Raw genomic sequence first — 19,162 nt, forward strand, 5'->3', positions numbered from 1 at the left:
CACACGCGCTCGTGGCCCGCTCGCCGATCTCGTACCGATCGACGATCAGCACGTCCGCCCCGCGCGCGCCCTCGCCACGCCGCGCTACCCACGCGCCCTCGCCACGCCGCGCCACCCGTGCGTCCTCGCCGCGCCGCGCCGAGCGCGCGCGATCGATCACTCCACGCCGCGACTCGATCACGCTCGCACGTTCGAGTTGGCGCGTCGGTGGGGGTGTGTCCCGAAAGCTTCCTGTGGGGCAAGTTTCGGGACACACCCCCCTCGGCGCGCGTGGTCGTTTGCGGGGAGCACGCGATGAGCGCGGCCGTTCCCGATCACGGCGTCGTCGCGCGGCCGATCTCGACGCCCGCTCCGCAGTTGCGGGCCAACGCCGACGCTCCCGCGCTGCCAATCGCCATCGCGCGCTTGATCGGGTTCACCGCGCTCGTCGCGTGGGGGTCGCTGCACTGGATGCAGCTGCTCGAGCCGGCCGAGCCTGGCCGCGGGTTGCTCGTCGCGCTCGTCGGGCTCATCGCCGCGGGGCTCATGCTCGTCGCCGGACGGTTCAAGCGCACTCGCACGCGGACGCTCGCGGCGATCGTCGCGCTCGTGCCGATCGTCGGGCTGATGCTGCTCGCGGGGCGGGTCGCGGACGAGCTCGTCGTGCCGACCGGGTGGGGCGAGCTTGCCGGCGGGATCTCGCGGGCGATCTCCGACCTGCCGGGCATCCGCGTGCCGTATCGCGGGCTGGACGACTGGGTGCGCACGGCGATCCCGCTGGGCGGCTCGGCGCTCGTCGCGTTGGCCGCGGTCCTCGCGTTCTGGCCGCGGCGCGAGAAGCTCGGGTTCCCGGGCGTCGCGTTGCTGGCGTTGATGACGCTGTATGTGGTGCCGGTGGTCGCGCTGGTGATGGGGCACGAGTTCCTGCGCGGCGCGGTGTTCACGCTGCTGATGGTCGCGTTCCTGCGACTGGAGAAGCTGCGCCGGACGGACGCGCTGGCGGCCGGGGCGCTCGCGCTGAGCGCCACGTTCATCGCGTTCGCGGCGGCGCCGGTGCTCAACCGCGACCAGCCGTGGTTCGACTACGAGACGTGGGCGGCGGAGACGTCCACCTCCAAGTCCACCACCTTCAACTGGGACCACAACTACGACGGGCTGAACTGGCCGCGGGACGGTCGTGAGCTGCTCCGGGTCTCCGCACAACGGCCCGCGTACTGGAAGGCCGAAAACCTCGACATCTTCGACGGCGAGAAGTGGGTCCGCAGCCGCATGGGCTCCACGACGCCGGACGTGCCGGAGGACGACCCGCGGCTTGTGAGGCGCTCGACGCAGACGATCAAGGTGTCGATCCGCAACCTGCGCACCGACCGGTTCATCACGGCGGGCTACGCGTTCGACGTCGACATCCCGCGGCTGGACGACCTGCCGACGCTCGACGGCCTGTACGTCGCGCCGCGCACGCTGCGGCGCGGGGACGCGTACACGGCGCAGGTCTACACGCCGCGCCCGACCGAGAACCAGCGCCGGCGGGCCCGCACGAACTACGACGACTCGCTGCAGGAGTTCACCGCGATCGTCGCCACCGACCCGGGCCTGACGGGCGCGCCGCGGGACTTCCTGCGCTTCCCGTTCTTCGGCGAGGACCCCACGCAGATCTTCACCCGCGAGGGCACGTTCGGCGACCCGCAGGAGCTGCTCCAGCGGGCGGGGCTCAAGCGCACCTACGACCTCGCGCGCGAGCTCGCGGACGGCGCGGACACGCCCGAGGACTACGTGCAGCGCGTGCTCGCCTACCTGGGGGACACGGACCGGTTCACCTACAGCGAGACGCCGCCGCCCGAGGCGCACACGCTCGAGGGCTTCCTGTTCGACGCCCGCCAGGGCTACTGCCAGCAGTACTCGGGCGCGATGGCGCTGCTGCTGCGGATGGCCGGCATCCCCGCGCGCGTCACGACCGGCTTCTCCACGGGCGCGACGGACACCAAGACGGGCGAGTACGTGGTGCGCGACTTCGACGCGCACTCCTGGGTCGAGGCCTACTACCCGGGCTACGGCTGGCTGACGTTCGACCCGACCCCGGCCGCGAGCCCGGCCCGCAGCCAGCCGGCCGACGCCGCCTCGGTCGGCGGCAGCGCGTCCCCGTCGGCGCCGATCACCCTCGGCGACCCGCTCGCCGACCGCGGCGCGGGCGTCACCGTCGCCGAGGAGGCGCGCCCGTGGTGGCACTACGGACTGCTCGCCGTCGCGGCCCTCATCGCCGTCGCCGCCGCCGCGGTCGGCGTCCGCCGCTGGCGCCACGGTGCCCCGCCGGCCCTGTCGGAGCTCGAGCGCGCGCTCAGGCGCACCCGCCACGACCCGGCGCCCGGGACCACGCTCCACGCGCTCGAGCTGCGCTTCGGCCAGCGCACGCCGGAAGCCGCCGGCTACGTCCGGGCGCTGCGGGAGAGCCGCTACCGCGATGAGCCCGCGCGCCCGACCCGCGCGCAACGCCGCGGCCTGCGGTCCGAGCTCGGACGGGGAGGAGGCCTGCTGGGCCGCATCCGGGCCTGGTGGGCACTCCCGCCCCGTTAACAACGACCCCCTGCGGGCCTACAATCCAGCAGATGGACGATGTGTACGACCTCTACCAGCGAGGAATGGCGCTGCTGGAGGACGGGCACTTCCACCAGGCGATCATCCCACTCGCCAAGGCCCGTGATCTGGACCCCGAGAAGACCTCGATCCGCGAGGCGCTCGGCCGGGCGTACTTCCGCTCCGGCGCCTACGAGCCGGCCCGCGCCGAGTTCGAAGCGGTCGTCGACCGCGCACCCACGAACGACTACGCGCTGTTCTGCTTGGGGCGCAGCCTGATGCAGCTCGGACGCCACCGCGAAGCCCGCAAGCCGCTCACGCTCGCGGCCAACATGAACCCCCGTCGCCGCGACTACGCGATCTACCGTGACCGAGCGCGCAACGCGGCGTGAAAGAGACATCCGCTGCTAACCTGAGCGATCGAGCTTTTTCGCGGCCGTAGGCCACGTTGGGAAGCGGGCGAAGAGCCCGCTTTTTTTATGAATAAGGGAGGTGACATGAGCAATATCCAGGCCGAGATCGAGGCCCGTCTGGCGGAGACGGAACCTGAGGTCGAGGTGCTGCTCGCGGAGGTCGTCGGAGGCGACCTCATTCGCCTCTTCATCGACCACCCGCAGGGCGTGTCACTCGAGCTTTGCGAGCGCGTGACGAAGCACCTGCCTGAGCTCCGAGAGCAGTACGCGCTCGAAGTCTCCAGCCCCGGGTCGCAGCGCCCGCTCACGAAGCCAGAGCACTTCCGCCGCTACGTCGGACGCAAGGCACGCGTCCGCACGCGGGAGGCCAAGGACGGCCATAAGACATTTACCGGCGAGCTCTTGACCGCCACCGACGACACGGTCACCGTGGCCGCGTCGACCGGCGTCGTGTCGATTTCCTACGCCGACATCCACCGTTCGAATCTCGTGGGAGACTGAGGCCTATGTCCGCTGAGATCGTCGAAGCCGTAAAGACTCTCGGGCGCGAGAAGGGCATCTCCGAGGAGAAGCTGATGGGCGCGCTCGAAGACGCGCTGCTCAGCGCGTACAAGAAGCAGCCCGGCGCGGCGCGTTACGCCCGCGTGCGCATGGACCGTGACTCCGGCGACTTCATCGTCGAGGAGTTCCTGCTGCCCGAGGACCTCGAGGACCAGCTCCTCGACGAGGCCGAGGAGCAGGCGACGGGTGCGCTCGAGCGTCGCGTGGACCCGGAGACGGGCGAAGTGATCATCCCGGAGGCTCCGGACATCGACCCCGCTCGCCTGAGCGAGTTCGAGGACCAGATCGAGATCCGCGACGTCACGCCGCACGACTTCGGCCGCATCGCCGCGCAGACCGCCAAGCAGGTCATCCTGCAGCGGATCCGCGAGGCGGAGCGCGACATGATGTTCGAGGAGTACCGCGACCGCGTGGGCGAGCTGATCACCGGCATCGTCCAGCAGTCGGACTCCCGCTACACGCTCGTGCAGCTGCGCGAGCGGGTGGAGGCGCTGCTGCCGAAGTCCGAGCAGGTCGACGGCGAGCGCTACGACCACTCGCAGCGCATCAAGGCCGTGATCAAGGAGGTCTCCTCCTCGACGCGCGGCCCGAGCATCATCGTCAGCCGCCGTGACCCGGAGCTGATCAAGAAGCTGTTCGAGCTCGAGGTGCCCGAGATCGCCGACGGTCTGGTGGAGATCACCGGCGTCGCCCGCGAGCCCGGCTACCGCTCGAAGATCGCGGTCGTCTCCCACGCTGACGGCGTGGACCCGGTCGGCGCCTGCGTGGGCCCGCGTGGCTCGCGCGTGCGCATGGTCGTGTCCGAGCTGCGCGGCGAGAAGATCGACATCATCCCGTACAACGAGGAGCCGGCCCGCTTCGTGGCGAAGGCCCTCAGCCCCGCGCGTGTGCGCGAGGTGCTGGTGGACGACTCCAACAAGCAGGCCACGGTCATCGTTCCGGACGACCAGCTCAGCCTGGCGATCGGCCGTGAGGGGCAGAACGCCCGTCTCGCCGCCCGCCTCACCGGCTGGCGCGTGGACATCCGGAGCGAAACCGAGTTCGCCAAGGACGAGGACACCGGCTACGGCGAGGAAGAGGAGACCGGTGGCCGCTGCGCCGCGATCCTCGGCAACGGGCGTCGCTGCCCGAACGCCGCGCTGCCGGGCTCGCGCTACTGCGGCCTGGACGCCCACCAGGCCCTCGCCAACCAGGACACGGACGTCGTCGAGGCTTAGCCCGGAGGCGGGCATGCCCGTCCTCAAGCACGAGCCCAGCCGTCGCTGCATCGGCTGCGGAGCAGTCGCGCCTCGCGCGCGGTTGCTCCGCTTCGCTAACGTGGACGGTTGCGCGGTGCCGGATCCACGCGCGTCCCTGCCTGGACGGGGCGCCTGGCTGCATCCTGCCCGCGACTGCTTCCAGGCTGCGACAGCCCGTCGTGGCTTCAACCGCGCATTCCGCGCGCCCGTGTCCCTCTCACAGGAAACCGTAGACTTAACCCAAACATGGCCAAGAAGCGCGTCCACGAGCTAGCCAAGCAATATTCGATGCCTCTCCCGGAGGTCATCAAGCGCCTGAATGCGTACGGACTTGACGTGAAGGCTGCCGCGACCGCCGTGGACGAGAAGCTCGCCGACGCTGCGCTCACCGGTAAGCCCAAGCCCAAGGCCGCCGCTGCCAATGGCGCTGCCGCCAAGAAGCCTGCCGCTCAACCGTTGCAGGCGCGTGCCGGCTTCGGCCACGGCACCGCCCGCGCCCCGCGCGCGGAGAACATCGCTCCGCCGAAGCCCAAGGCGAAGCCCAAGCCCAAGCCCGGAGCCCGCGACGGGCAAGGCGGCGGCCGTGACAACGGTCAGCGCCGGCCCACGCGCTCGAGCTTGCAGGGCAGCAGCCCGGGTGCCGGCGGCGGCGTCCGCCGCGTCGTCATCGACTCTCAGGCCTCCCGGCGCCCCGGTGGCCCGGGTGGCGGTCCCGGCGGCCCGGGCGGCCCCGGCGGCCCCGGCGGTCCGAACCGTCCGCCGCGCCGTCGCGGTGGCCGTCGCCGTCGCGGTACGTACGAAGAGCCCGTCGCGCAGGACACCAGCTCGCTGAAGGCTGACGTCATCCGCGTCAACTCCGGGTCGACCGTCAAGGACGTCGCGGAGTACCTGGGCGTGCCCGTGCCGGAGGTCATCAAGAAGCTGATGGGCCTCGGCGAGATGGCGACGCTCACGCAGACCCTGAACGACGACGCCATCCAGGTCATCGCCGACGAGTTCGAGAAGCAGATCGAGATCGTCACGGCGGCCGAGGACGCGAACAAGGACCCGGAGTACGAGGACGCGGACGAGGATCTCGAGCCGCGCCCGCCCGTGATCACGATCATGGGTCACGTCGACCACGGCAAGACGTCGCTGCTGGACGCCATCCGTGAGTCCGAGGTGGCCGCGGGCGAGGCCGGTGGCATTACGCAGCACATCGGCGCGTACCAGGTCCACAAGAACGACAAGGTCATCACGTTCCTCGACACCCCGGGCCACGAGGCGTTCACCGCCATGCGTGCCCGTGGCGCCGAGGCCACGGACATCGCCGTGATCGTGGTCGCCGCCGACGACGGCGTGCGCCCGCAGACCCGCGAGGCCGTGGACCACGCGAAGGCGGCCGACGTGCCGATCGTCGTGGCGGTCAACAAGATCGACAAGGAAGGCGCGCAGCCCGACCGCGTCCGCACGGAGATGACCCAGCTCGGCCTCCAGCCGGAGGAGTGGGGCGGGGACACGATGTTCGTGGACGTGTCGGCCAAGACCCACGCCGGTCTGGACGACCTGCTCGAGGGCCTGCTGCTCACCGCTGAGATCGAAGAGCTCACCGCCAACCCGGACGCGGCGGCCTCGGGCACCGTGATCGAGTCCAAGCTCGATCCGGGCCGCGGCGCCGTCGTCACCGTCCTGGTGCAGCGCGGCACGCTCAAGATCGGTGACGCCGTCGTCGCCGGCGCCCATTGGGGCCGCGTGCGCGCGATGTCCGACTACAAGGGCAAGCGCGTCAAGACGGCGACCCCGGCCGAGCCGGTGGAGATCCTCGGGTTCGACACCGTCCCGGAGGCGGGCGAGTTCGTGCGCGTCGTCGAGAACGACCGCAAGGCCCGTCAGATCGCCGGCGAGCGTGGGCACCGCCTCAAGCAGGAGGCCCAGGCGCGCAAGGGCGGCATCAAGTTCTCGCTGGCGAAGCTGTTCGATCAGCAGGCTGGGCTCAAGGAGCTCGGCGTCGTCATCAAGGCGGACGTGTCGGGCTCGCTCGAGGCGTTCGAGGACGAGATCGCGAAGCTCCCGCAGGACGAGATCCTGGTGCAGATCGTGCACTCCGGCGTCGGTGGCATCACCGAGTCGGACATCAACCTGGCGGCAGCGTCGGAGGCCATCGTCATCGGCTTCAACGTCCGCCCGGTCGGCGAGGCCGCGCTGCTCGCGCAACGCGAAGGCGTCGAGATCCGCACCTACTCGATCATCTACCGCGCGATCGAGGAGCTCCGCGACGCGATGGAGGGCATGCTCGCGCCGGAGACCGTCGAGGACATCGTCGGCACGGTCGAGGTGCGCGAGACGTTCCGCGCGTCCAAGATCGGCATCATCGCCGGCTGCATGGTCACCGACGGCAAGGTCACCCGTGGCGCGAAGGTGCGCGTCATCCGTGACGGCTCCGTCGTCCATGACGGCGAGATCGGCTCGCTGCGGCGCTTCAACGAGGACGTGCGCGAGGTCCTGACGGGCTTCGAGTGCGGCATCGTGCTCGCCAACTTCCAGAACGTGCAGCAGGGCGACACGCTGGAGGTCTACGAGACTCGACAGGTGGAGCGCAAGCTCGCCTAGACGGCCGTGGAAGAGCACGCGTATGTGGTCCTGATGCGCGTGCATCTTTTCTTTCCCGAGGTCGGCTCGCTGAAAGGCAAGCGAGCCGAGCTCAACCGGGTCAAGGCGCTCCTCCGGGAGCGCCTGCACGTTTCAGTGGCTGAAGTGGCTCATCAAGACTCCTGGCAGCGTTCCACGCTCGCGGTCGCGATCGCGGCCCGTTCGGTGACGCTGGCAGAACACACCGTCGACACCATCCAGCGGGCGCTGGACGGCCGATTTCCACAGGGGGTTCGCCTTGAATACCGGCTCGCATCCTGGGAAGACCTGGAGTCACTAGGATGACCTCCGATCGGATGCGTCGGGTCAACGAGGCCGTGAGGGAGGTCTTGTCCGCCGCGATCACCACAGAGCTGAAGGACCCGAGGGTCGGATTCGTCACCGTGACCTCCGTCGAGACATCGCCTGACATTCGCCATGCGCGCGTATACGTGTCGGTGTTCGGCAACCCCGGGGAGCGCCGCCGCACGTTGCAGGCGCTCGACAACGCGCACGGTTTCCTCCAACGGCGCGTCGGGTCCGAGCTGCGGATGAAGAACACGCCGCAGCTGCAGTTCGTCTACGACGACACGCCGGAGCGCGGAATGCGGATTACCGAGATCCTCGACCAGGAAGACCCGTCCTGATGGGAGGATCGAACGGCTCGTTGCCGGCGCGAGAAGAGGTGCTCCAGGCGATCCGCGCCCACGAGCGGTTCTGCCTGACCACCCACGAGCGCCCGGACGGCGACGCCGTCGGCTCGCTGGCCGCCATGCAGGGCGTGCTGGCCGGCCTGGGCAAGGACGCGCTCGCGTTCCTGCCCGCCGAGGAGTTCCCGCTCCCGTACGAGTACCGGTTCATCCAGCTCGACGGCCTCATCACCGAGCCGCCCGTCGACCTGAACGACCGGGTGCTGATCTTCCTGGACTGCGGCAACATCGACCGCTCGCCGGTCGGCGACGCGGGCGCGCAGCTGGTGGTCAACGTCGACCACCACCACGACAACACGCGCTTCGGGGCGATCAACCACGTGGACCCGCACTCCTCGTGCACGGCGGAGATGGTCTGGGACCTCGCGCACGGGCTCGGCGTCAAGCCGACCCCGGCGATCGCGGACGCGCTGTACGTCGGCCTGGTCACGGACACGGGCCGCTTCATGTACGAGAACACCGGGCCGCGGGCGCACGAGATGGCGGCGGAGCTGATCGCGAACGGGCTGCAGCCGCACGAGATCTACCGGCACCTGTACGAGGGCGTCCCGCACGGCAAGCTGGTGCTGCTGGCGCGCGGGCTCACCAATGTCGAGCGCTTCGACGGCGGCCTGCTGACGGTGACGCAGCTGACGGCCGACGACTACCGCGTGGCGGGCGCCGACGAGTCCTTCTCAGAGGGCGTCGTGGACCACCTGCGCTCGGTCGAGGGCACCGCGGTCGCGGGCCTCGTGCGCGAGCAGCTGGGCGGCACGGGCACCCGCAAGGTGTCCCTGCGGGCGACGGACGACCGGGTCGACGTGTCCGTCATCGCACGGGCCGGCGGCGGCGGCGGACACCGGCGCGCCGCCGGGTTCTCCACCGAGCTCGAGTTCGCCGACTTGGTCACGTTCCTGCGCGAACAACTCGCACAGCAGCTCTGAAGCCGCATGCCTGACGGAGTACTGCTGGTCGACAAGCCCGCCGGGGTCACGTCACACGACGTGGTGGCGAAGATCCGGCGTGGGCTGCCCAAGGGCACCAAGGTGGGGCACGCGGGCACGCTGGACCCGTTCGCGACCGGGCTGCTGCTGATCCTGGTCGGCCGCGCTACGCGCGTGCAGCGGTTCCTGATGGGCCTGCCGAAGCGCTACGAGACCGTCGCGCGCCTGGGCTACACGTCCACCACGGGCGATCCGGAGGGCGAGATCGAGCCGGGCGACATGCCGGGTGAGTTCGAGCTGCCCACGGGCATCATCACCCAGCGCCCGCCCGCCTACAGCGCGATCAAGATCGGCGGCAAGCGCGCCTACGCCCTGGCGCGTGCCGGGGAGACGGTCGAGATCCCCGAGCGCCAGGTGTTCCTGGCCCGCTTCGACTGCGAGTGGCGCGAGGAGGACCGCGCGGCGTTCGTGATCGAGTGCTCCTCCGGCACCTACGTGCGCTCGCTGATCATGGAGCTGCGCGACGCGTACTGCGTGGAGCTGCGCCGGACGCGGATCGGCGACTTCGAGGTCGCGGACGCGTCCGAGGAGCGGATGCTCTCGCTCGACGAGGCGCTGCACTTCCTGCCGCTGGTCCAGCTCGAGGGCGGGGACGCCGAGAAGGCCTCGCACGGCGTGGCCGTCCCGGGCTCCGCGCACGGCACCGTCCGGCTGCACGACGAAGCCGGCCTGATCGCCCTCGCCGAGCCGCGCGACGGCGATCTCCTGAAGCCGGTCGTAGGCTTCCGGGCGTGAAGACGGTCTGGCTCCCTGACGCGACGCCTCGTGAGCGCCGCCTGGCCGTCGGTGAGTTCGACGGCGTCCACGTCGGCCACCGCGCCGTGATCGACGGTGCCGACAGCGTGCTCACGTTCGAGCCGCACCCGCGCACCGTGGTGGCCCCGGAGGCCGCACCCAAGCTGCTGACGACGCTCGCGCAGAAGGCCGGCCTCATCGCCGACCTGGGCGTGGAGGAGCTGATCGTGATCCCGTTCGACGGGGCGCGGATGGCGCAGACCGCGCAGGAGTTCGTCGACCACGAGCTGATCGAGCGGCTCGGCGCGACCTGGGTGTCGGTGGGCGAGAACTTCCGGTTCGGCAACCGCGCCCGCGGCGACGCGGCGCTGCTCGCCGAGCAGACCGCGTTCACGACGCGGGTGACCGACATGGTCGAGCTCGACGGCGAGATCGTCTCCTCCACGCACATCCGCGGGCTCGTGGCGGGCGGCCAGGTCGCCGAAGCCGCGCGCTTCCTCGGCGCGCCGTTCGAGACGCGCGGGATCGTCGCCCACGGCGACAAGCGCGGCCGCACGCTCGGCTTCCCGACCGCGAACCTCGTGCCGGACCCGGCGCTCGCGGTGCCCGACCACGGCATCTACGCCTGTCGCGCGATCGTGCCCGGGCTGGGGGAGTGGACGGCCGCGGTGTCGATCGGCGTGCGCCCGACGTTCGTCACCGGCCGCGGGCTGCTCGTGGAGGCGTTCCTGCTCGACTTCGACGGCGACCTCTACGACCGTGAGCTGCGACTGCAGTTCGTGGACCGGATCCGGGGCGAGAAGCGCTTCGACTCCGCGGAGGCGCTGATCGAGCAGATGCACCGCGATGTGGACGAGATCGGCCGCTTGGTCTGACAAGTAGCCGCCTGTACGAGTCTTGACTCCCCGTCAATGGGGTATCGGACGGACATGCGGGTGCTGCTGGCCCATGCCTTGACTCCGAAACGCCGCCGGATCGCACGGGTCCTGGCCGCCGCCGGGCACGACGTCTGCGAGACGGACGACCCCGTCACCGCGCTCGGCCTCTGCCGGCGGTGGGAGCCCGACGTCGCGCTCATCCACGCCGAGTGCTGCGGCGAGCTGGTCTGCGACATCAAGTCCGACCCGGTGGCCTACGGCACCGCGATCATCATGATCGAGCGCCCCGAGCTCTCACCGGACGCGGCGCTGGACGGGATGCGCCGCGGCGTGCAGGACTACCTGATCGAGCCGGTCGCCGACGGGGAGGTGCTGACCCGCGTGGAGGCCGCCTCGCGCACGAAGGAGCTCCAGCACGAGCTCGTGGCCCAGGGCGCACGCCTGGAGGCCCTGCTGCGCGAGGACGCCCTCACGGGGCTCTCGAACCGGCGCGCGATCCTCACCCAGCTCGCGGGCATGGTCTCCGGCGCCCGCCGTCACGGGCACCCGCTCTCGATCGCGGTCTGCGACATCGACCACTTCAAGCGCGTCAACGACCGCCACGGGCACAAGACGGGCGACGAGGTGCTCGTGGCCGCCGCGCACGCCATGGGCACGCATCTGCGTCAGGAGGACCAGCTCGGCCGGCTCGGCGGGGAGGAGTTCCTCGTGCTGCTGCCCGACACGGACGCCGACGCCGCGATGCACGCCGCAGAGCGCATGCGCGAGGAGGTCGCCTCGGCGCCGACGCCCGTTCCGGTCACCGTCAGCATCGGGATCGCGACCTGGGAGGCGGAGGAACCGCCCGAAGTGTTCCTCGCCCGCGCCGATGAGGCGCTGTATGCAGCGAAAGACGCCGGGCGTGACCGGGTGCTGGCTGCTACTCTGCACGACCGCACATGAGCATGACCGCAGAGCAAAAGCGCGAGATCATCTCGCAGTTCGGCAAGGACGAAAACGACACCGGCAAGACCGAGGTCCAGGTGGCGCTGCTCACGCATCGCATCAACCACCTGACAGAGCACCTGCGCGAACACAAGCACGACCACCACTCGCGCCGGGGCCTTCTGATGCTCGTCGGTCGCCGTCGCCGTTTCCTCAACTACCTCCAGAAGAACGACCTCGAGGGCTACCGCTCGCTCATCCGCGAGTTGGGCCTGCGCCGCTAGTAGGTCGCCGTGATCGTCGGAGCCGGTCAACCCGCGCCCGACTTCACGCTGAGGACGGAAGAAGGAGAGCCGTTTACGCGCGAGCACCTGCTCGGGCGTACGTCGGTGCTCGTCTTCTACCCGTTCGCATTCTCTCCGGTCTGCACCAGCCAGCTGTCGGTCTACAACGACCTGCTGGAAGACTTCACGGCACGCGGCGCGACGCTTTACGGAGTGTCGTGCGATGCGTCGCCCTCGCAGATCGCGTTCAAGCAGCAGCTGGGCATCGAGATCGAGCAGCTCTCGGATTTCGAGCCCAAGGGTGAGACCTGCCGTGCCTTCGGCGTGCTGCACGAGGGCGGGTTCCCGCAGCGCGCCCTGGTGATCGTCGACCCCGACGGCACCGTGCGCTGGAGCCACCAGGCGGACTCGCCCGGTGACCTCCCTGGCGCCAACCTGATCTTCGACGCGTTGTAGGAGCCCGTTGGAGAATTCCGACACGCCTGCTGCGGCACATCCGCGGCACCTCGGTGCACCCACGACGCTCACGTGCCAGAGGCACGCCACGCTTGTCGCGGGCGCCCCGACGCACTGGCGGCTGCACCACATCAGGCGCATCGCCCATTCTCCAACGGACTCCTCCTGAGCGACCTCGGCTCAGCCCCGCTGGCTCCGCTGGAGTCCGCTGATCATGTGCGCGGGGAGGGTCGTCTGGTCGTCGTCTACGGCGACTACGAGTGCCCGTTCTGCGCGGTGCTCGACCACCGGCTCGCCGAGCTGGACGTGCGCATGTGCTTCCGGCACTTCCCGGTGCGCTCCTCGCACCCCCGCGCGTGGCCCGCTGCATGTGCCGCGGAAGCCGCCGGTCGACAGGGCCACTTCTGGCCGATGCACGACGCGCTGTTCGCCGACCAGGGCCGCCTGGAAGACCCGCACCTGTGGGCCCGCGCGGAGTCGCTGGGCCTGGACGTGGAGCGCTTCGACGCCGACCGCCGCTCGGAATCGGTGCTGGCGACCGTCAAGTCGTCCTTCCGCGCCGGCGTCCGCTGCGGCGTCGTCACCACGCCCTCGGCCTTCCTTGACGGCGTCCTGCACCCGGGCCGTACCGTCCTCGACCATTTCTAAAGCGGGACAGTCCCTCTTTATGTTGGCCGGGACCATTGTCCCATTGAGGGCGGGCGGGGTCGGCTGGCACGATCTCGTCGACGGTGCACCGAACCGGGAAGCGGACCGGTGCGTAATGCCCCCTGGTCTATGCCAACGGACGCCCAGCTCCTCGCCCGAATCTCGTCGGATGCCACCGGCGAGTCCCTGCGCGCGCTCTACCGCGCGTATGCGGGCGAGCTCTACGGCTTCGCGTTGAACGCACTCGGGGATCGGGGGACGGCCGAGGAGATCGTGCAGGAGGTCTTCACGCGTGCCTGGCGGCACGCCGAGGCCTACGATCCGACGCGCGGCAGCGTCCGCACCTGGCTCTACCAGATCGCGCGGCACGCGATCATCGACCAGCGCCGGCGCGCTTCGGTGCGCCCCGCGCTGGCGTTGCACGAGCCGCGCGACGAGCAGGACCCCGAGGGCCTCTCGATCGAACGCGCCATGCTGGGCTGGCAGGTCGCCGCCGCGCTCGAGAAGCTCACGCCCGAGCACCGTCAGGTGATCCGCCTCGCCCACGTCCAAGGACTGTCGGTCAAGGAGATCGCCGAACGGCTCGAGCTGCCCGAGGGCACCGTCAAGAGCCGCACCTGGTACGCCCTGCGCTCCCTGCGGCTGGTTCTGGAGGAGATGGGGGTGCGGGCATGACGCACGTCCACGAGGACATCGGGGCCTACGTGCTCGGTGCGCTGGACGAGGACGGCACGCGACGCGTCGCCGCCCACTTGAAGGACTGCACGGACTGCGCGGCCGCGCACGCCGAGCTCGCCGGGTTGCCGGCGCTGCTGGACATGGCCGTCGCGACCGGCGCGAGCGACGAGGAGCCGCTCCCACCAGCGATCGAGGAGCGCATCCTCGATCGCTTCGCGCGCGAGCGTGAGCCCGAGCCGCCCAAGCGCCGCCGCTGGCGCCGACGGCTCGCCTTGGCCGTGCCGAGCGCCCTCGCCGGTGCGGCGGTGGCCGCGGCGGCGCTGACCGTCGGGTTCGGGTTCAAGCAGGAGACGCCGCGCCCACCGAGCCAGTACCGGCTCGTCATGAAGCCGATCGGCCCCGCGCACAACGCGAGCGCCCGCGCCGGGCTGCGCACGACCGAGGAAGGCACGGTCGTACGCCTGTGGGTCAACAACCTGCCGGGCGGCCCCCAGGACGTCTACGAGGTCTTCTGCGACGCGAAGGGCTGGAGCGCCAGCGCGGGCACGTTCCGCGTGGACGCGAAGGGCAACGGCTACGTGATCCTCACGAGCGCCGTCAAGCGCGGGCAGTACGAGTCGCTGCGGATCGTCCGCCGCGCGCACTTCCCGAGCGGCCAGATCGAGGACTACGACATCCTCGGAGCCAAGCTGAACTGAACCTCTCGGGGCTTCGCGCGTACCCCGAGTCATGAGACGTATCGCAGGGATCGCGGCCGCCGCCGCGCTGATGTTCGCCGCGTGTGGCGGCGACGACGAAGAGCCCGCCGCCACCCCCGCGGCCACGGAGGCCGCCACCGAAGCGCCCACGGAGGCGCCGACCGAGGCCGCCACGGAAGCGCCCGCCGCGGGTGGCGCGACGCTCGCGATCGAGGCCGACCCGAGCGGCGAGAACGCCTTCACGGAGACCGAGCTGACCGCGGACGCCGGTCAGGTCGAGATCGACTTCAAGAACCCGTCCCAGTCACCCCACGCCGTCGTCATCGAAGGCGTCGACGGGGCGACCACCGAGACCGTGCAGGGCGCGGACGCCCCGCCGGTCACCGTCGAGCTGGAGGCGGGCGAGTACACGTTCTTCTGCCCGGTCGGCAATCACCGTGCGGACGGCATGGAGGGCAAGCTCACCGTCCGGTAGTCGAAGATCTTCTCGAGGTCCCGGCGGACGAACGCGAGGTGCGCAAGTCCGCCGAGCACCCCGTACGGCAGCGCGTAGCGGACGGTGTCACGCACGATCGTGCCGTCGCCGTCCGCCTCGAACTCGTGCGTGTGATGCCAGAGCGCGTACGGCCCGTGGATCTGCGCGTCCACGAACCGCTCGCCCGGCACCCACTCGTCGATCCGGGTCAGCCAGCTGATCGGCAGCCCGTGCAGCTTGAGCTCATACTCGATCAACGCGCCCTGGCGCATCTCGATCGGCCGTGGCGTGACGATGTGGAAGGCCAGCCAGGGTGGGGTGATCGACTCGAGGTTGCCGGCGTCGGCGAAGAACCCGAAGACGGTCTCCGGGTCGCCGAGGACGCGTTGCTCGCGGTGGATGACGTGGTGGCGGAACATCGGCCGTTAGTACGGGCTCGCCGCGGTTCTGGGTCTTCGTGCCTGGACTGAGTGCGCCGCGGTTAACAACGGCCATCGAGGGGGGAAGGGAGCGGCAGCGCCACCCGCGCGGCATGGGACATCGCCTCTCGGGCTCCGCGCGGCATGGTCGGATGGCCGTGCAGGCCTACCGTCAAGTTACGGGCATCGAAGATCGTCCCTCGGCCGTCCCGCCCGGGCTCGGCGTGATCGATTTCCGGGCGATGAACGGGCGCGGGGAGGGGGTGTGTCCCGAAACTCCCGCTATGCGGGAGTTTGCGACCACACCCCCTTTGTTCGGAGCGCGGTCGTGCGCGACCTTGGTCGATGGCGCCGTTTCGAGTGCGCTATTGGACTCGTTCGAGTCCTGCGCTGAGCGCCGCGTCCTCCAGGGCTTCCAATCCGAACGCTTCAACCGGCCCGAGCACGCCGGCACCGTCGACGCGCCGCTGCGCGGCCCAAGCCACCAACGAAGCCGTGAAGTCGTACCCGTCCGTGCCCGCGAGGTCCACTCGCGCCAGGACGTCCCCGCTCTCAGAGAGCGCCTCAGCCGCGATCCAGGACCGCACGCCTTCCGGCGTCGTCCCCGCCTCGGGCCCGCCGACCAGCGAGACTGCCCGCTCGCCCCACCACTTCATGCCGGGACGGACCAACGGCACCCGTTGCACGACCGTCCCCACGACCGATCCCGCCTGCACCGCGCGCGACAGCGGCCCGAACCACCCGGTGTACACGTTCACCTCGCGCAGCGAGTCGGACGACCCCCGCAGCGCGTAGTGCTCCAAGGCACCGAGCGAGAAGGCCTCGCGCGACTTCCCCGCCACGACGAACGACCGCACCCGCTCGGCGGCGCGCACCCCACGCACGGCACCGTCGCGATACGCGAAGTGGTCACCCAGCACGATGCCGACCAGCGACTCGCGCGTCCCGGCCGACAGCGAGTTCGGCCCGCCACCGAGCGCGTAGTAGCCGACATCGACCCGCACGGCGTCGCCGCCCGCCTCATCCAGCGCCAACGCGCCGGCCAGCACGCCGCCCGCGAACTCGTACGACAGCGACGGGATCACCCGTGCGCCCGAGCGCCGCGCCGGCCCGTCGAGCTCCTCGAAGAGCGTGCGGATGAACTCGGGCTCGCCGGTCGTGTCGATGTAGGTGCACCCGGCGGCGACGGCGGCGCGAGCGGCGGGGAGGCCCCACTTCACAAAGGGCCCGACGGTGGAGATGAGCACATCGTCGGGGCCGACCAGGTCGAAGACCGTGTTCTGGCGCAGTGCGTCGGCGCGGACCCAGTCCAGTCCGCCCAAGCGCTCGGCGAGCGCTGACAGCTTGGATTCCGAGCGCCCGGCCAAAACGGGGCGTGCTCCGGCGGCGGCCAACCGCGAGGCGATCAGCTCGCCCGTGTACCCGGTGGCCCCGAAGACGACGATGCGAGAAGCCATCGCGGCGAACCCTACCCGGCAGCGCCCGCGCACGAAGCGGCTACTAACATAAGTGTCAACGACTACCGAAGCGTCAAGACGATGCAGAGGACCCTGCCGACTTCCGAGGCGGGGCGAGAAAGGGACATATGTCTGAAGTGCACCGCGTCGCCGTTGAAATCGGCGGAACGGAAATCGCCTTCGAGACGGGCAAGATGGCCAAGCAGGCCTCCGGTGCCGTGACGGTCACCGCCGGGGACACGATCGTCCTCTCCACGGCTACGGCCGGCAACCTTCGTGACGTCGACTTCCTCCCGCTGACGGTGGATGTCGAGGAGCGCATGTACGCCGCGGGCAAGATCCCGGGTTCTTTCTTCAAGCGCGAAGGTCGCGCTGGTGAGAAGGCGACGCTGATCGCCCGCATGATCGACCGCCCGCTGCGGCCGCTCTTCCCGAAGGGCTGGCGTCGTGAGACGCAGCTCGTGAACCTGACGCTTTCGGTGGACCAGGTCCACCCGTACGACATCCTGGCCATGAACGGCGCGTCCGCCGCGCTGATGGTCTCCGATGTTCCGTACCCGACGGCCGTGGGCGCCGTTCGCATCGGCAAGATCGACGGCAACTTCGTCATCAACCCGACGGACGAGCAGCTGCTGACGACGGACATGGATCTCGTGGTCGCTGGTACCGACGAGGCCGTCCTGATGGTCGAGTGCGGCGCCAACGAGGTGCCCGAGGCCGAGATCCTGGACGCGCTGGACATCGCGCACTCGGCGATCAAGAAGCTGTGCGCCGCGCAGGTCGAGCTGCAGAAGAAGGCCGGCAAGCCCAAGCAGGAGATCGAGGTCAAGAAGGCGCCCGAGGGCCTGGTCGACGAGATCGACGAGTCCCACGGCGACGCCCTTGACGAGGCCACGCAGGTCACGGACAAGCTCGAGCGTCAGAACGCGACCAAGGCCGTCGAGGCCGAGGTGCTCGCGCAGTACGGCGGCCCGGAGGACGCGGCCGACTGCGCCGAGAAGCGTCAGAACGCGCAGCTCGCGTTCGACGCGCTCGAGAAGAAGATCATCCGCGAGCGCATCGCCGTCCACAAGAAGCGTCCGGACGGCCGCAGCGAGCGCGAGATCCGTCAGATCACGGTCGACGTCAAGCCGCTGCCGCGCACGCACGGCTCGGCGCTGTTCACGCGTGGCCAGACGCAGGCGCTCAGCGTCGTCGCGCTCGGCACCACGCGCGAGGAGATGCGCCTGGACAACCTCGGTCTCGAGACGTCCAAGCGCTACTTCCACCACTACAACTTCCCGCCCTTCTCGGTGGGCGAGGCCGGCTTCATGCGCGGCCCGAAGCGCCGTGACATCGGCCACGGCGCGCTCGCCGAGCGCGCGCTGGTCCCGATGATCCCGGACCAGGAGAAGTTCCCGTACACGATTCGCGTCGTGTCGGACATCCTGGAGTCCAACGGCTCGTCCTCGATGGCGTCCGTGTGCGGTTCCAGCCTCTCCCTGATGGACGCGGGCGTCCCGCTCATCCGTCCGGTCGCCGGCATCGCCATGGGCCTGATCAAGGAGGGCGATGACTACGTGATCCTCTCCGACATCGCCGGCGTCGAGGATCACCTCGGCGACATGGACTTCAAGGTCGCGGGCACGTCCGAGGGCATCACCGCCCTGCAGATGGACATCAAGATCACGGGCGTCACGTTCGAGATCATGAGCAACGCCCTGGCCCAGGCCAAGGAAGGGCGCGAGCACATCCTCGGCAAGATGGCCGAGGCGATCGACGCCCCGCGTGAGCAGCTCTCCGAGCACGCCCCGCGCATCAGCTCGATCCAGATCGATCCGGAGAAGATCGGCCTGCTCATCGGCAAGGGCGGCGAGACCATTCGCTCCCTGCAGGAGGAGTACGAGTCCCAGATCGACGTCAACGACGAGGGCCAGGTCCTGGTCTACGCCGTCACCGGCGCCAAGGGCGACGCCCTGGTCGAGCGCATCCGCTCGATGACCAAGGAGGTCGAGGTCGGCGACGAGTTCACCGGCAAGGTCGTCAAGACGACCACGTTCGGCGCCTTCGTCGAGCTCGCCAAGGGCACCGACGGCCTGCTGCACATCTCCAACGTGTCGCCGGGCAACCGCGTCGGCACGGTCGAGGAGGTCCTCAACAAGGGCGACGAGATCTCGGTCCGCGTGGTCGAGGTCGACAAGGAGCGCGGCCGCATCGGCCTGCGCCTCGCCGAGGATCCCGAGATCGCCGGCAAGACCAAGGAAGAGCTCGCGAGCGTCGGCACGGGTGACGCGGCCGCCGGTGGCGGCGGCGAGCGTCCGCGCCGCAGCGGCGGCGACCGTGGCGACCGCAACGGCCGTGGCCGTGACCGTGACCGCGGCCCCCGTGGCGGCGGCGGTGGCGGGCGTGACCGCGACCGTGCCCCGCGCGCCCCGCGCGGCGATCGCGACCCGGACCGCGGGTAATCGC

General features: G+C 70.2%; 22 protein-coding genes. 19 read left to right on the plus strand and 3 right to left on the minus strand.

Annotated elements, in window-relative coordinates:
* Positions 1 to 181, minus strand: a 181-nt coding sequence (locus OJ997_RS31350) for a hypothetical protein (RefSeq protein ID WP_270029312.1), incomplete at its 3' end; no start/stop codon positions are given.
* A 113-nt stretch (positions 182 to 294) separates the two neighbouring features.
* On the opposite strand from OJ997_RS31350, the gene OJ997_RS31355 reads away from it, so the two are divergent.
* The 18 genes from OJ997_RS31355 (at position 295) to OJ997_RS31435 (ending at position 14,838) form a co-directional block, all read left to right on the plus strand.
* The gene (locus OJ997_RS31355) at positions 295 to 2,550 is read left to right on the plus strand and encodes a transglutaminase TgpA family protein (protein WP_270029314.1); all 2,256 of its coding nucleotides are present in this window, start codon (positions 295 to 297) and stop codon (positions 2,548 to 2,550) included.
* 32 nt (positions 2,551 to 2,582) lie between these two features.
* Positions 2,583 to 2,942: a tetratricopeptide repeat protein gene (locus tag OJ997_RS31360; protein WP_270029315.1), complete on the plus strand. Its 360-nt coding sequence runs from the start codon at positions 2,583 to 2,585 to the stop codon at positions 2,940 to 2,942.
* 105 nt (positions 2,943 to 3,047) lie between these two features.
* Positions 3,048 to 3,464: a ribosome maturation factor RimP gene (gene rimP / locus OJ997_RS31365; RefSeq protein WP_270029316.1), complete on the plus strand. Its 417-nt coding sequence runs from the start codon at positions 3,048 to 3,050 to the stop codon at positions 3,462 to 3,464.
* 5 nt (positions 3,465 to 3,469) lie between these two features.
* Entirely contained in the window at positions 3,470 to 4,741 is a 1,272-nt protein-coding gene (gene nusA, locus OJ997_RS31370; protein WP_270029317.1) for a transcription termination factor NusA, read from the plus strand.
* A 13-nt stretch (positions 4,742 to 4,754) separates the two neighbouring features.
* Entirely contained in the window at positions 4,755 to 5,036 is a 282-nt protein-coding gene (locus tag OJ997_RS38195; RefSeq protein ID WP_372517956.1) for a YlxR family protein, read from the plus strand.
* The gene (gene infB / locus OJ997_RS31375; RefSeq protein ID WP_270029319.1) at positions 5,009 to 7,351 is read left to right on the plus strand and encodes a translation initiation factor IF-2; all 2,343 of its coding nucleotides are present in this window, start codon (positions 5,009 to 5,011) and stop codon (positions 7,349 to 7,351) included. Before OJ997_RS38195 ends, infB begins: the two co-directional genes overlap by 28 nt.
* A 6-nt stretch (positions 7,352 to 7,357) precedes the next feature.
* A complete protein-coding gene (locus OJ997_RS31380; RefSeq protein ID WP_121256132.1) occupies positions 7,358 to 7,675 on the plus strand; it encodes a DUF503 domain-containing protein in 318 nt (105 codons plus the stop codon).
* Entirely contained in the window at positions 7,672 to 8,016 is a 345-nt protein-coding gene (gene rbfA / locus OJ997_RS31385) for a 30S ribosome-binding factor RbfA (protein WP_270029320.1), read from the plus strand. Before OJ997_RS31380 ends, rbfA begins: the two co-directional genes overlap by 4 nt.
* A gap of 20 nt (positions 8,017 to 8,036) precedes the next feature.
* Positions 8,037 to 9,002: a DHH family phosphoesterase gene (locus OJ997_RS31390; RefSeq protein ID WP_270029321.1), complete on the plus strand. Its 966-nt coding sequence runs from the start codon at positions 8,037 to 8,039 to the stop codon at positions 9,000 to 9,002.
* A gap of 6 nt (positions 9,003 to 9,008) precedes the next feature.
* A complete protein-coding gene (gene truB, locus OJ997_RS31395; protein ID WP_270029322.1) occupies positions 9,009 to 9,797 on the plus strand; it encodes a tRNA pseudouridine(55) synthase TruB in 789 nt (262 codons plus the stop codon).
* Positions 9,794 to 10,672: a riboflavin biosynthesis protein RibF gene (gene ribF / locus OJ997_RS31400; RefSeq protein ID WP_270029323.1), complete on the plus strand. Its 879-nt coding sequence runs from the start codon at positions 9,794 to 9,796 to the stop codon at positions 10,670 to 10,672. Before truB ends, ribF begins: the two co-directional genes overlap by 4 nt.
* A 54-nt stretch (positions 10,673 to 10,726) precedes the next feature.
* Positions 10,727 to 11,617, plus strand: a complete 891-nt coding sequence (locus OJ997_RS31405; RefSeq protein WP_270029324.1) for a GGDEF domain-containing response regulator — start codon at positions 10,727 to 10,729, stop codon at positions 11,615 to 11,617.
* A complete protein-coding gene (rpsO, locus tag OJ997_RS31410; RefSeq protein ID WP_270029325.1) occupies positions 11,614 to 11,883 on the plus strand; it encodes a 30S ribosomal protein S15 in 270 nt (89 codons plus the stop codon). The genes OJ997_RS31405 and rpsO overlap by 4 nt, the downstream gene beginning before the upstream one ends.
* A 9-nt stretch (positions 11,884 to 11,892) precedes the next feature.
* Positions 11,893 to 12,339 (plus strand): redoxin domain-containing protein, encoded by a 447-nt coding sequence (locus tag OJ997_RS31415; protein ID WP_270029326.1) that lies wholly within the window; start codon positions 11,893 to 11,895, stop codon positions 12,337 to 12,339.
* A gap of 216 nt (positions 12,340 to 12,555) precedes the next feature.
* The gene (locus OJ997_RS31420; RefSeq protein ID WP_270029327.1) at positions 12,556 to 12,987 is read left to right on the plus strand and encodes a DsbA family protein; all 432 of its coding nucleotides are present in this window, start codon (positions 12,556 to 12,558) and stop codon (positions 12,985 to 12,987) included.
* Between the two features lie 129 nt (positions 12,988 to 13,116).
* Entirely contained in the window at positions 13,117 to 13,662 is a 546-nt protein-coding gene (locus tag OJ997_RS31425; RefSeq protein WP_270029328.1) for a sigma-70 family RNA polymerase sigma factor, read from the plus strand.
* The gene (locus OJ997_RS31430) at positions 13,659 to 14,363 is read left to right on the plus strand and encodes a zf-HC2 domain-containing protein (RefSeq protein WP_270029329.1); all 705 of its coding nucleotides are present in this window, start codon (positions 13,659 to 13,661) and stop codon (positions 14,361 to 14,363) included. The genes OJ997_RS31425 and OJ997_RS31430 overlap by 4 nt, the downstream gene beginning before the upstream one ends.
* Before the next feature lie 31 nt (positions 14,364 to 14,394).
* Positions 14,395 to 14,838, plus strand: a complete 444-nt coding sequence (locus OJ997_RS31435) for a cupredoxin domain-containing protein (protein ID WP_270029330.1) — start codon at positions 14,395 to 14,397, stop codon at positions 14,836 to 14,838.
* Here the strand turns inward: OJ997_RS31435 and OJ997_RS31440 are convergent.
* Both OJ997_RS31440 and OJ997_RS31445 read right to left on the minus strand, forming a co-directional pair.
* The gene (locus tag OJ997_RS31440; protein ID WP_270029331.1) at positions 14,796 to 15,257 is read right to left on the minus strand and encodes an SRPBCC family protein; all 462 of its coding nucleotides are present in this window, start codon (positions 15,255 to 15,257) and stop codon (positions 14,796 to 14,798) included. The genes OJ997_RS31435 and OJ997_RS31440 overlap by 43 nt on opposite strands.
* A 365-nt stretch (positions 15,258 to 15,622) precedes the next feature.
* Entirely contained in the window at positions 15,623 to 16,714 is a 1,092-nt protein-coding gene (locus OJ997_RS31445) for a saccharopine dehydrogenase NADP-binding domain-containing protein (protein ID WP_270029332.1), read from the minus strand.
* Positions 16,715 to 16,842: 128 nt separating this feature from the next.
* Between OJ997_RS31445 and OJ997_RS31450 the strand changes: the two genes are divergently transcribed.
* Positions 16,843 to 19,158 carry a polyribonucleotide nucleotidyltransferase gene (locus tag OJ997_RS31450; RefSeq protein ID WP_270029333.1) on the plus strand — a complete coding sequence of 772 codons (2,316 nt, stop codon included), beginning with the start codon at positions 16,843 to 16,845 and terminating at the stop codon, positions 19,156 to 19,158.
* Positions 19,159 to 19,162 lie beyond the last annotated feature (4 nt).

Origin of the sequence: Solirubrobacter phytolaccae, from assembly GCF_027587195.1 — a bacterium.
Classification (GTDB): Bacteria; Actinomycetota; Thermoleophilia; order Solirubrobacterales; family Solirubrobacteraceae; genus Solirubrobacter; species Solirubrobacter phytolaccae.

What these genes read in the sequence shown, in the direction of transcription:
- OJ997_RS31355 (WP_270029314.1), top strand. Translation starts at nt 295, where the DNA reads ATGAGCGCGGCCGTTCCCGATCACGGCGTCGTCGCGCGGCCGATCTCG.
- OJ997_RS31360 (WP_270029315.1), top strand. Translation starts at nt 2,583, where the DNA reads ATGGACGATGTGTACGACCTCTACCAGCGAGGAATGGCGCTGCTGGAG.
- rimP (WP_270029316.1), top strand. Translation starts at nt 3,048, where the DNA reads ATGAGCAATATCCAGGCCGAGATCGAGGCCCGTCTGGCGGAGACGGAA.
- nusA (WP_270029317.1), top strand. Translation starts at nt 3,470, where the DNA reads ATGTCCGCTGAGATCGTCGAAGCCGTAAAGACTCTCGGGCGCGAGAAG.
- OJ997_RS38195 (WP_372517956.1), top strand. Translation starts at nt 4,755, where the DNA reads ATGCCCGTCCTCAAGCACGAGCCCAGCCGTCGCTGCATCGGCTGCGGA.
- infB (WP_270029319.1), top strand. Translation starts at nt 5,009, where the DNA reads ATGGCCAAGAAGCGCGTCCACGAGCTAGCCAAGCAATATTCGATGCCT.
- rbfA (WP_270029320.1), top strand. Translation starts at nt 7,672, where the DNA reads ATGACCTCCGATCGGATGCGTCGGGTCAACGAGGCCGTGAGGGAGGTC.
- truB (WP_270029322.1), top strand. Translation starts at nt 9,009, where the DNA reads ATGCCTGACGGAGTACTGCTGGTCGACAAGCCCGCCGGGGTCACGTCA.
- OJ997_RS31405 (WP_270029324.1), top strand. Translation starts at nt 10,727, where the DNA reads ATGCGGGTGCTGCTGGCCCATGCCTTGACTCCGAAACGCCGCCGGATC.
- rpsO (WP_270029325.1), top strand. Translation starts at nt 11,614, where the DNA reads ATGAGCATGACCGCAGAGCAAAAGCGCGAGATCATCTCGCAGTTCGGC.
- OJ997_RS31425 (WP_270029328.1), top strand. Translation starts at nt 13,117, where the DNA reads ATGCCAACGGACGCCCAGCTCCTCGCCCGAATCTCGTCGGATGCCACC.
- OJ997_RS31430 (WP_270029329.1), top strand. Translation starts at nt 13,659, where the DNA reads ATGACGCACGTCCACGAGGACATCGGGGCCTACGTGCTCGGTGCGCTG.
- OJ997_RS31435 (WP_270029330.1), top strand. Translation starts at nt 14,395, where the DNA reads ATGAGACGTATCGCAGGGATCGCGGCCGCCGCCGCGCTGATGTTCGCC.
- OJ997_RS31440 (WP_270029331.1), bottom strand. Translation starts at nt 15,257, where the DNA reads ATGTTCCGCCACCACGTCATCCACCGCGAGCAACGCGTCCTCGGCGAC.
- OJ997_RS31445 (WP_270029332.1), bottom strand. Translation starts at nt 16,714, where the DNA reads ATGGCTTCTCGCATCGTCGTCTTCGGGGCCACCGGGTACACGGGCGAG.
- OJ997_RS31450 (WP_270029333.1), top strand. Translation starts at nt 16,843, where the DNA reads ATGTCTGAAGTGCACCGCGTCGCCGTTGAAATCGGCGGAACGGAAATC.